Genomic DNA, 11259 nt, shown 5'->3' with positions numbered 1-11259 from the left:
AGGTAGGGGTTTTGTCTTTTGGGCTGGAAAAGATTTGTCGCCATGCCCGCCATAACCCCGGGCATGCCCCGTGATATGGTTCCGCATCAGAACCCACCGCTTCCAGGGAATGCTCAATGGTCAACACCACCGCCCTCCATCCCGGCTTCATGATCGTACATGGCAACCGCCTCGACGATTTGCGCAGCTTGGTGGTGAGCTGGATGCGGCGTTACCCGTTAGCGCCACTGGAAAATGAAATCGCCCTGGTGCAGAGCAACGGCATCGCCCAGTGGCTAAAACTGGCGCTGGCTGAAGACCCTGAAGAAGGTGACCTAGGCGGCTGTGGTATTGCCGCCGCGATCGATGTGCAACTGCCCGGTAGCTTCATGTGGCAGCTTTACCGACGAGTGCTGGGCCGCGATGAGATCCCCGAAGTTTCCCTGCTCGACAAGGCGCCGTTGACCTGGCGCCTCATGCGCCTGCTTCCGGCGTTGATCGAGCGCCCGCATTTCGAGCCCCTGCGCCGTTTTCTCACCGACGATAGCGACCTGCGCAAGCGTTACCAGCTTGCCGAGCGCCTGGCCGACCTGTTCGACCAGTACCAAGTTTACCGAGCCGACTGGCTCAAGGACTGGGCTGCTGGCGAGCACATCCTCAATACCGCCCGTGGCGAGCGTAAACCCTTGCCCCCTGGCAATCGCTGGCAGGCCGAATTGTGGCGGGCGCTGCTGGATGATGTCGGCGAGCAGGGCATGGCGCAAAGCCGTGCAGGTGTGCATCAACGGTTCATCGAGCGTATCAACAGCCTGGAGCAGGCACCTGTCGGCCTGCCATCGCGCGTGATCGTGTTCGGTATCTCCTCCCTGCCAGCGCAAGCATTGGAGGCTTTGGCGGGGCTTGCCCGGTTCAGCCAGGTATTGCTTTGCGTCCACAACCCGTGTCGCCATCACTGGGCTGATATCGTCGCCGACAAAGACCTGCTGCGGCATCAGTACAAACGCCAACAACGCAAGCAAGGCATGCCGCTCCTGCTGGATGACCAATCGCTTCACCAGCATGCTCATCCGCTGCTGGCCGCCTGGGGCAAGCAGGGCCGTGACTACATCAACCTGCTCGACAGCTATGACGACCCTGGCAGCTACCGCGGCGTATTCAGCGAAGGGCGCATCGACCTGTTCAGCGAAGCTTCGCCGACCACGCTGCTCAACCAACTGCAGGATGACATCCTCGAACTGCGTCCACTTGCCGAAACCCGCGAACGCTGGCCGCAAGTCGACCTCGCGCAGGACCGTTCGATGCGCTTCCATGTCGCGCACAGCCCGCAACGCGAGGTGGAAATTCTCCACGACCAGTTACTGGCCCGCTTCAGCGCCGACCCTACGCTGCGCCCGCGCGATGTGATCGTGATGCTGCCGGCAATCGACACTTATGCACCCCATATCCGCGCCGTGTTCGGCCAATTGCAGCGCAACGACCCGCGCTACATCCCGTTCACCCTCACCGACCAAGGCCAGCGCGGTCGAGAGCCCTTGCTGATTGCCCTGGAGCACCTGCTCAAGCTTCCAGACAGTCGCTTTGCGGTCAGTGAAGTGCTCGACCTGCTGGACGTGCCGGCAGTACGGGCCCGCTTCGGTATCCGTGAAAGCGATTTGCCCACGCTTCATCGCTGGATCGAAGGTGCCGGTATCCGCTGGGGCCTGAACGCCGAGCAACGGGCCAGCCTCGGCTTGCCTGAAGGCCTGGAACAGAACAGCTGGCGTTTCGGCCTGCGGCGCATGTTGTTGGGTTATGCCGTAGGCGTGGGTGAGGGGTGTGATGGCATTGAACCCTATGACGAAATCGGTGGCCTCGATGCGGCACTGATCGGCCCCTTGGTAGCCCTGCTGGACGCCCTTGAGGTGGCCTGCCAGGCACTGTCACAGCCTGCGACCGTCACCGAGTGGGGCGAGCGCTTGAATGCCTTGCTGCAGGTGTTTTTCCTGGCCGAAGGTGAGCACGACGAGTTTCTGCTGATGCAGTTGCAGGACCTGCGCGACGCCTGGCTGGAAGTGTGCGAAACCGTCGGCCTGCAAGACGCGCTACCGCTGACGGTGGTCCGGGAAGCGTGGTTGTCGGGTCTTGACCAAGGCAAGCTGTCGCAGCGTTTTCTGGCGGGGTCGGTGAACTTCTGCACCCTCATGCCCATGCGCGCCATCCCGTTCCGCGTGGTCTGCCTGCTGGGCATGAACGATGGTGACTACCCCCGCGCCCAGCAGCCGCTGGACTTCGACCTGATGGCCAGCGACTACCGCCCCGGTGATCGCTCGCGTCGTGAAGATGACCGTTACCTGTTGCTCGAAGCGCTGCTGTCGGCACGTGATCAGCTTTATGTCAGTTGGGTCGGGCGCAGCATCCGCGACAACAGCGAGCGCCCGGCCTCGGTGCTGATCGGCCAGTTGCGTGATCATGTGGCTGCCGGCTGGCGGTTGGCCGGTGCAGAGGACGGGTCAGGCCAAGGGCCGGATGAGCGCTTGCTGCACGCCTTGACCCAGGAGCACCCGCTGCAACCGTTCAGCCCGCGCTACTTCCAGAAGGGCAGCCCGTTGTTCAGCTTCGCCCATGAATGGCAGCTGCTGCATCGGCAAGTGCAGGACGCCACGCAGGTCGAGCCGGCTTTGCCTCCTTATGCCGACGACGAAGCACTGAGCCTGACGCAGCTGAACGATTTTCTTCGCCACCCGGTGCGGCACTTCTTCAGCCAGCGCCTGAAGGTGTTCTTCGAGGCCCTGGAGGCGCCGACGCCGGATGAAGAGCCGTTCGTCCTCGATACGCTGCAACGCTACAGTGCCAGTGAAACCCTGTTGAATGCCGCGCTGGCCGACCCGGCGAATGCCGAGCAGGCCTTGCAGGTGCAGGCACGCCGCCTGCAAGCGTGTGGCGTGTTGCCGCTTGCCGGTTTTGGCGCACTGTTGCAGGCCGATCTGATTCAGCCGCTGCCTGACCTGCTGCAACGCCATCGTCAGTTGTTGCAGCGTTGGCCACACCTGGTCGAAGGCGCATTGCCTGTGCATTACGAACAGGGCACACACCGGTTGGAAGGCTGGCTAGGCCGGGTTTACCAGGCTGATGATCAAAGCCTGCTAAGCATCACGACCGTCCCGAACACCATCAGTGCCGGGCGCAACAACTATAAATGGCACCGGTTGATCGCACCCTGGGTCATGCACCTGGCTGCCTGCGCTGCGGGTTATCCGCTGAACAGTGCGCTGGTGGCCAGTGACCTGACCTTGCTCCTGGCACCTTTACCGCAAGACCAGGCGGCGCAATTGCTCGGCGACCTGTTGGTTGCCCGCCAGGCCGCCATGAATGCGCCGCTGCCGGTGGCGGCCAAAACGGCCTTCGCCTGGCTGGCCCAAGACGATGCCGACAAAGCGCTGGCCGCGGCTGCTCGCGCCTATGAAGGCTATGAGCGCAACAGTTTTGGCGAGCGCAGCGAGAGCATTGCCCTGGCGCGGCAGTTCCGTGACTTCGCCGCGCTCACCGCCGACGAAACCTTTGAAGGTTGGTGCGAAACCCTGTACCGCCCCTTGTTCAACGCACCCTGGCAGGCCCTGGGCAACCCGGAGAGTGGCGCATGACCCAGGACCGTCCCCTGGCACTGAGTTTCCCCTTGCACGGCAGCCAGCTGATTGAAGCAAGTGCCGGTACCGGCAAGACGTTTACCATCTCGGCGCTGTACCTGCGGCTCATCCTCGGGCACGGGGGCGAACAGGCCTTCGGCCGTGAACTGCTGCCCCCGCAGATTCTGGTGGTGACCTTTACCGACGCCGCCACCAAAGAGCTGCGCGAACGTATCCGCGCCCGCTTGGCCGAGGCGGCGCGGTTCTTCCGTGGCGAGCTTGACGCTGCTGACCCACTGCTGCACCAGTTGCGCGACGATTACCCGCAAGAGGCTTGGCCACGTTGCGCCAGCCGCCTGGAAATCGCCGTGCAATGGATGGACGAAGCCGCGGTGTCGACCATCCACGGTTGGTGCCAGCGCATGCTTCGCGAGCACGCGTTCGACAGCGGCAGCCTGTTCACCCAAACACTCGAGACCGATCACAGCGATTTGCTGGGCCAGGTCATGCGCGATTACTGGCGCCGGTTCTGCTATGGCATGCAAGGTGAGGCCCTGGCCTGGGTACGTGGGCATTGGGGCAGCCCCGACGCGCTGTTGCCGCGGATTCGCCCGCTGTTCGGCCGGGTACGGGCACAGCAGGACGAGCAAGCGCCCGAAGCGTTGATTCAAACCGCGCTTGGGCAACGCACCGAACAGTTGGCTGCGCTCAAGGCGCCCTGGGCACAATGGGCCGATGAGCTGCGGCAGATCTGCCGCGATGCCGTGGCCGCCAAGCGGGCCGACGGGCGCAAGATGCAGGCACGCTATTTCGAACCTTGGTTCGACAAGCTGTGCGCCTGGGCCGTCGACGAGCAGGCCGTGGAGCTCGATCTCGGCACCGGGTTCACCCGCCTGACGCCAGCGGGCATGGCCGAGGCCTGGAAGTCTGGCGAGCCACCCGATCACCCCGGGCTGCACGCCATGCAGACGCTGCAGCAGCAATTGCAGGCCCTGGCTAGCCCGGATGCGCAGTTGCTTGAACACGCTGCTGGCTGGGTGTCGGCGCGCTTCGAAGTGGAAAAGCGCCGCCGCGCCGAGATGGGCTTCGACGACATGCTGCTGCGGCTGCAACATGCCTTGGCCAGTGAGGCCGGCGAGCGCCTGGCCGGGTTGATTCGTGAGCAGTTCCCGGTAGCGCTGATCGACGAATTTCAGGACACCGACCCGGTCCAGTACGGGATTTTCGAGCGGATCTACCAGATCAGCGAGAACCGCCCTGAAACCGGGCTGTTCATGATTGGCGACCCCAAGCAGGCGATCTATGCCTTCCGCGGTGCCGACATCTATACCTACCTCGCCGCCCGGCGCGCCACCACCGGGCGCCTGCACAGCCTGGACACCAACTACCGTTCGAGCCAGGCCATGGTCGCGGCGGTCAACCAGGTGTTTCTCCAGGCCGAGGCCCGAAGCCAGGGGCGAGGGGCGTTTCTGTTCCGTGAAGCGCAAGACAACCCGTTGCCCTTCATCGAGGTCCGCGCCAAAGGCCGTAGCGAGCACCTGCTGGTGGACGGCCAGCCAAGCGCAGCCCTGCAATGCTGGCACCTGCAGAGCGAAGAGCCGGTATCGAGCAGCGTTTACCGCCAGCACCTGGCTGCCAGCTGCGCCAGCCATATCGTCGCCTTGCTCAACGGTGGGCAGCAGGGTACGGCGGGTTTCCGCAACGGCGAAGGTGAACTGCGCCCCTGCCTGCCTTCAGATATCGCCATTCTCGTGCGCGACGGCCACGAGGCACAGATGATCCGTGCCGAACTGGCCGCGCGTGAGGTGCGCAGCGTGTACCTGTCCGACAAGGACTCGGTGTTCGCCGCCCAAGAGGCGCATGACCTGCTGGCCTGGCTCAAGGCCTGCGCCGAGCCGGATTCGGAGCGCCTGCTCAAGGCCGCGCTGGCCAGCCTGACCCTCGACCTGTCACTGGCGGCGCTGGACAAGCTGAACCAGGACGAACGGGTGTGGGAAGACTGGGTCATGCGTTTTCGGCGCTATCGCGATACCTGGCAGCGCCAAGGCGTGCTGCCGATGCTGCGCCACCTGCTGCACGACTTCCAGTTGCCGCGCACGCTCATCGCCCGCAGTGACGGCGAGCGTGTGCTAACCAACCTGCTGCACCTGGCCGAGCTGCTGCAACAGGCGGCGGGCGAGCTCGATGGCGAGCAAGCGTTGATCCGTCACCTGGCCGAACACCTGGCCAGCTCCGGTCAGGCCGGTGAAGAACAGATCCTGCGGCTGGAGAGCGATGAGCAACTGGTCAAAGTGGTGACCATCCACAAGTCCAAGGGCCTCGAATACCCCTTGGTTTACTTGCCGTTCATCTGCACCAGCAAGCCCGTGGACGGTACCCGCCTGCCCTTGGCTTGGCATGACAGCCAAGGCAACGCGCACCTGACGTTAACCCCTGACCAGGAGCAGATCGCCCGCGCCGACGACGAGCGCCTGGCCGAAGACCTGCGTCTGCTCTACGTGGCCCTGACCCGCGCCCAGCATGCGTGCTGGCTTGGCGTCGCCGACCTCAAGCGCGGCAACCAGAAGAGCTCGCAACTGCACCGCTCAGCCCTCGGTTACCTGCTTGGCGGTGGCCTTGCGTTGACGGGGTCCGGGCAATTGGCGGACTGGCTGCAGGCGTTGGCATCAAGCTGCTCGTACATTGAGTGCCCACCGCTGCCGCTGGCCGACGAGCAGCTGTATCGCACGCCACATGCCGAGCGTGAGCTGCTGCCCGCGCGCAAGCCACGGCGAGCGGCCGCCGAGCACTGGTGGATTGCGTCCTATAGTGCCTTGCGCGTCGGTGACCAGACCCTCGGTGCCGACAGCTCACAGGCTCAGCAGCTGCTGGATGACGAAGTCCTCGATGCGCAACTGCTGCGCGAGGTGCCGGCTGAAGGGGGGGATATCCACCGCTTCCCACGCGGGCCAAACCCCGGCACCTTCCTGCACGGCCTGCTGGAATGGGCCGGCCGAGAAGGCTTCGCCGAAGTCAGCGGCAACCCCGAGCTGATCGAGCGCACGGTCGGCCAGCGCTGCAATCGCCGTGACTGGACTGGCTGGATCCCGACGCTGACGCCGTGGCTGCGCCAGTTGCTGAACGAACCGCTGCCTGTCCTGGCCCACGACGTAAGCCTCACCCTGGCGCACCTGCGTCACTACCAGATCGAAATGGAGTTCTGGTTCGCCAGCCATCAGGTAGACGCCGAACAGCTCGATCAACTGGTGGCGCGTTATACGCACCCCGGCCAGGCGCGGCCGGCGGCACAGCCGACGCTGCTCAATGGCATGTTCAAGGGCTTCATCGACCTGGCCTTCGAGCTGGACGGGCGCTATTACGTGGCTGATTACAAATCCAACTGGCTGGGCCCGGACATCCAGTCCTACGACAGCCAAGCCATGGAAAAGGCCATCCTCGAGCATCGTTACGACTTGCAGTACGTGCTCTACCTGCTGGCCCTGCACCGCCAACTGCGCGCCCGCTTGCCTGACTACGATTACGACCGCCATGTCGGCGGCGCCTTGTTCATCTTCCTGCGCGGTGCCAACAGCAGCGGTCATGGCGTGTACTTCGTCAAGCCGCCGCGGGCACTGATTGAAGCCCTCGATGCGCTGTTCCGTGGCGAGTATGCACCCACGCAGCAGGACCTGTTTGCCGGAGCCGCACCATGAGCCGAACCCTCACCGACCTGCTGCCCACGCCGCTGCACGCCGAACACCTGCTGGCCCTGGCGCCGCAGCGTGTCAGCGCTGACCTGCTGCAACTGCTGGACCGTTGGGTCGAGCGTGGCTGGCTGCGAGCCCTCGACCGCGCGTTCGTGTCGTTTCTCGAAGAGCGTGCCCCGGGCAGCGACCCCTTGCTATTGCTGGCGGCTGCCCTGGCGAGCCATCAGCTGGGCCACGGCCATGTCTGCCTGGACTTGCAGCAAACCCTGGCCGAACCGGACTTTGCGCTGTCGCTGCCGCCAGAAGGCGATGCCTTGATCGGCCCCTTGCTGCTGCCTTCGCAACTGCTTGCAGACCTGGACCTTCAGGCCTGGCGCCAGCGCATCGCTGCCAGCCCACTGGTGGCCGCTGGCGACACGCCAGGCCAGCAGGCACGGCCGCTGGTGCTCAGCGGCGAGCGCCTGTACCTGCGCCGCTATTGGAACTACGAACGGCGCATCGACCAGAACTTGCGGCAGCGCCTGAACCAGGATGAAGCCGCACCGGCTGACTTGCCGGCGCGCCTGGCACAGCTGTTCGACGCGGGTGCCCTGGCCGGTCAGGTTGATTGGCAAAAGCTGGCGTGCGCCCTGGCGACCCGCGCCGGCTTCAGCATCATCACCGGCGGCCCTGGCACCGGCAAGACCACCACGGTGGTGCGCCTGCTGGCCTTGCTGCAGGCCCCGGCGGTGGAGCAGGGCAGGCCTCTGCGTATTCGCCTGGCCGCGCCGACCGGCAAGGCCGCTGCGCGCTTGACCGAATCCATTGGCCAGCAGGTCGAGCGCCTGCAAGTCAGCGCCGCCGTGCGCGGGCAGATCCCCACCGAGGTCAGCACCGTGCACCGGCTGCTGGGCAGCCGCCCCGGGTCGCGGCATTTCCGTCATCACGCGGGCAACCCGTTGCCATTGGACGTGCTGGTGGTCGACGAAGCCTCGATGATCGACCTGGAGATGATGGCCAACCTCCTCGACGCCCTGCCACCCCGCGCACGGCTGATCCTGCTGGGTGACAAAGACCAGTTGGCCTCGGTCGAGGCGGGGGCGGTATTGGGCGACCTGTGCCGGGATGCCGAAGAGGGCTGTTACTCACCCGCGACCCAGGCGTGGCTGGAGCAGATTGGTGGCCAGTCGCTGGAAGGCAGCGGTCTCAAAGCCGGTGATGCGCAGCGCAATCCGCTGGCCCAGCAGGTAGTGATGCTGCGTTTCTCCCGGCGCTTCGGCGAAGGCAGCGGGATTGGGCAGTTGGCGCGGCTGGTCAACCGTCAGGAATCCCATGCCGCGCGTAATCTGCTCGCGATGCCTCCGCCGGATGTCAATGGCCTGGCGCTGAAGAACGAACACGATCGAGCCTTCGACCGTCTACTGCTCGACGGCCTCAACCGCGGCGCAGAAGGGCCTCAAGGCTATCGCAGCTACCTTCGAACACTGGGCCGCTATCGGCCGGCTCCGGCTACCGCGTTCGATGACCCGCTCTGGGAACAATGGGCAAGCAAGGTGCTGCACAGTTTCGAGGACTTCCAGCTGCTCTGCGCGGTACGCAGGGGCGCATGGGGTGTCGAGGGTCTTAACGAACGGGTGGCGCGGGTGCTGCACAACGCCGGGCTGATCGACGCTCAGCAGCCTTGGTATGAGGGCCGGCCGGTGCTGGTGACCCGTAACGATTATGGCCTGGGCCTTATGAACGGCGACATCGGCATCGCCTTGCGCCTGCCCGACGAGCGGGGCGAGCCCCTGCTACGGGTTGCCTTCCCGCGTAACGACGGCAACGGTGGGGTACGTTTCGTCTTGCCAAGCCGGCTCAACGAAGTGGAAACCGTGTTCGCCATGACGGTGCACAAGTCCCAGGGCTCGGAGTTCAGCCATACCGCCCTGGTGCTGCCGGACGCCCTTAACCCGGTGCTGACCAAGGAGCTTGTGTACACCGGCATCACCCGCGCCAAGCATTGCTTCAGCCTGATCGAACCACGGCAGGGCATCTTCGAGGAGGCGGTGTCGCGCAAGGTGCGGCGCATTTCCGGCCTGATGCTCGAACAGGTCTGACACTGGCCGCCAGGTACGGTTGGCGGCCATGTGCTATCGTTGCGCCAACATCTGAAAGGACTTCGAGAGATTTCCCACATGACCGTGGCCGGAAGGCGAGTGACACGCTGTACGCTTTCGCTGTTGCTGGCGGTCCTGTTACTACTGGCAGGCCCTGCCTGGGCGGAAACCTCAGCAACCGCTGTGCAGGCCCAGCAACGTGCCAAGGCTGTCACCCAGGTGGTGTTGGGGATCTTCAGTTACGCCCGCTGGCCCGTCGAGCCTACGCCCCTGCGCCTGTGCCTGATCGGCCCCACCGAATACGCAGACGACCTGATCAAGGGCCACGTGCAGGAGTCCGGGCGGCCGCTGCAGGTGCGTCGGCTGCTGGCTGACGATGCGCAGGTTGCCCAGGCCTGTGATGCCATCTACATCGGTAAACTCGATCAGGGCCAGCGCGACCGGTTGTTCCAGCGTGTCAGCGGTCACCCGGTGCTGAGCATCAGCGAGGCCGACGACCCGTGTACGGTCGGCAGCCTGTTCTGCCTGCGGGTCAGCGATCAGCAGGTGGCCTTTGAAGTGAACCTCGATTCCGTGGCCCGTTCCGGCGTACGCATCCACCCCAGCGTGCTGCAATTGTCGCGGCGCCGAGGTGCGCAGCCATGAAAACGACCAACAGGCGTATTCGCCCGACCCTGCGTTCGGTGCTCGGCCGTGGGCACCTCAGTGTCGCCCTGCTCGCCGTGGGCCTGGTCGGTATTTCGCTGACCGTGCTGGGCGTGCTTGCCCTGCAGGTCTATGCCAACCACAACCTGCACCTGATCGCCCGCTCGATCACCTACACCGTCGAAGCCGCCGTGGTGTTCGACGACAGCGTTGCGGCCAGTGAGGCGCTGGCACTGATTGCCAGTACCGAAGAGGTGGCCGACGCCAAGGTCTTCAACAATGAAGGCGAGCAACTGGCCCACTGGCAACGCAACGACAGCGGCATGCTCGCGCACCTGGAAACCCGGGTCGCCACCGCGCTGCTGGACGAGCCGGTCAACCTGCCGATCATTCACCAGCAGCAAAAGGTCGGGCATATCGAACTGATTGGCCAAGGCCGTAGCCTGTTGTTGTTCCTGCTCGGCGGGTTGGGCGGGATCCTGTTGTGCATGGTACTCAGCGCCGTCATCGCCCTGTACTTGTCGCGGCGCCTGCTCGGCGACATCGTTCGCCCATTGCGCGCCCTGGCCAGCGTTGCCCATGCAGCCCGCCGTGAACGTCGTTTCGACCGCCGCGTGCCAGAAGCCCCGATTGCCGAGCTCAACGAGCTGAGTAACGACTTCAACGCCTTGCTCGATGAACTGGAGGTGTGGCACAGCCACCTGCAGAGCGAAAACCAGACCCTCGCTCACCAGGCCAGCCACGACAGCCTGACCGGCCTGCCCAACCGCGCCTTTTTCGAAGGCCGCCTCAGCCGCAGCCTGCGCAACGCTGCGCGGCAGCAGGATCATCTGGCGCTGCTGTTCCTCGACAGTGACCACTTCAAGCAGATCAACGACAGCCTTGGCCATGCCGTGGGCGATGAAGTGCTGATCAGCGTGGCCGACCGCATTCGCGCCCAACTGCGTGAGCATGACCTGGTGGCGCGCCTGGGCGGCGATGAGTTCGCGGTGTTGCTGACACCGCTGCAGTCGCGCTCAGACGCCGAACTCATCGCCGAGAAAATCGTCGCCAGCATGAAACTGCCGGTACAGCTGGACAGTGGCAGCAGCATTGCCACCTCGCTGAGTGTCGGCATCGCCTTTTACCCCCAGGATGGCACTGACCCTGCCAGCCTTCTCGACGCCGCCGATGCGGCAATGTACCAGGCCAAGCGTAAGCACCGTGGCCATTGGCAAGTGGCGCAGACGGAACGGTCCGCCACCGAAATCAAGAACAGGAGTTGAACCC

The 11259-nt window shown here is 64.6% G+C and carries 5 protein-coding genes; all 5 read left to right on the top strand.

All coding sequences use genetic code 11. The features are described from left to right. The first annotated feature begins 116 nt into the window (after window positions 1-116). Window positions 117-3599: an exodeoxyribonuclease V subunit gamma gene (gene recC / locus MFF34_RS01400; protein ID WP_238209747.1), complete on the top strand. Its 3483-nt coding sequence runs from the start codon at window positions 117-119 to the stop codon at window positions 3597-3599. Beyond that, on the top strand, window positions 3596-7273 hold the full coding sequence (recB, locus tag MFF34_RS01395; RefSeq protein WP_238209745.1) for an exodeoxyribonuclease V subunit beta: 3678 nt from the start codon (window positions 3596-3598) through the stop codon (window positions 7271-7273). The genes recC and recB overlap by 4 nt, the downstream gene beginning before the upstream one ends. Beyond that, window positions 7270-9345 carry an exodeoxyribonuclease V subunit alpha gene (recD, locus tag MFF34_RS01390; RefSeq protein ID WP_238209737.1) on the top strand — a complete coding sequence of 692 codons (2076 nt, stop codon included), beginning with the start codon at window positions 7270-7272 and terminating at the stop codon, window positions 9343-9345. The genes recB and recD overlap by 4 nt, the downstream gene beginning before the upstream one ends. A gap of 78 nt (window positions 9346-9423) precedes the next feature. Continuing rightward, window positions 9424-9990: a YfiR family protein gene (locus tag MFF34_RS01385; protein ID WP_099430460.1), complete on the top strand. Its 567-nt coding sequence runs from the start codon at window positions 9424-9426 to the stop codon at window positions 9988-9990. Beyond that, window positions 9987-11255, top strand: a complete 1269-nt coding sequence (locus MFF34_RS01380) for a diguanylate cyclase domain-containing protein (protein WP_238209735.1) — start codon at window positions 9987-9989, stop codon at window positions 11253-11255. Before MFF34_RS01385 ends, MFF34_RS01380 begins: the two co-directional genes overlap by 4 nt. Window positions 11256-11259: the final 4 nt, after the last annotated feature.

This window comes from Pseudomonas sp. PAGU 2196, from assembly GCF_022179005.1.
Taxonomy (GTDB): domain Bacteria; phylum Pseudomonadota; class Gammaproteobacteria; order Pseudomonadales; family Pseudomonadaceae; genus Aquipseudomonas; species Aquipseudomonas kermanshahensis.
The sequence above is the reverse complement of the archived record's forward strand: the minus strand, read 5'-3'. Positions and strand labels throughout refer to the sequence as shown.

Coding starts and splice junctions, on each gene's coding strand:
- recC (WP_238209747.1), top strand. CDS start 117: ATGGTCAACACCACCGCCCTCCATCCCGGCTTCATGATCGTACATGGC.
- recB (WP_238209745.1), top strand. CDS start 3,596: ATGACCCAGGACCGTCCCCTGGCACTGAGTTTCCCCTTGCACGGCAGC.
- recD (WP_238209737.1), top strand. CDS start 7,270: ATGAGCCGAACCCTCACCGACCTGCTGCCCACGCCGCTGCACGCCGAA.
- MFF34_RS01385 (WP_099430460.1), top strand. CDS start 9,424: ATGACCGTGGCCGGAAGGCGAGTGACACGCTGTACGCTTTCGCTGTTG.
- MFF34_RS01380 (WP_238209735.1), top strand. CDS start 9,987: ATGAAAACGACCAACAGGCGTATTCGCCCGACCCTGCGTTCGGTGCTC.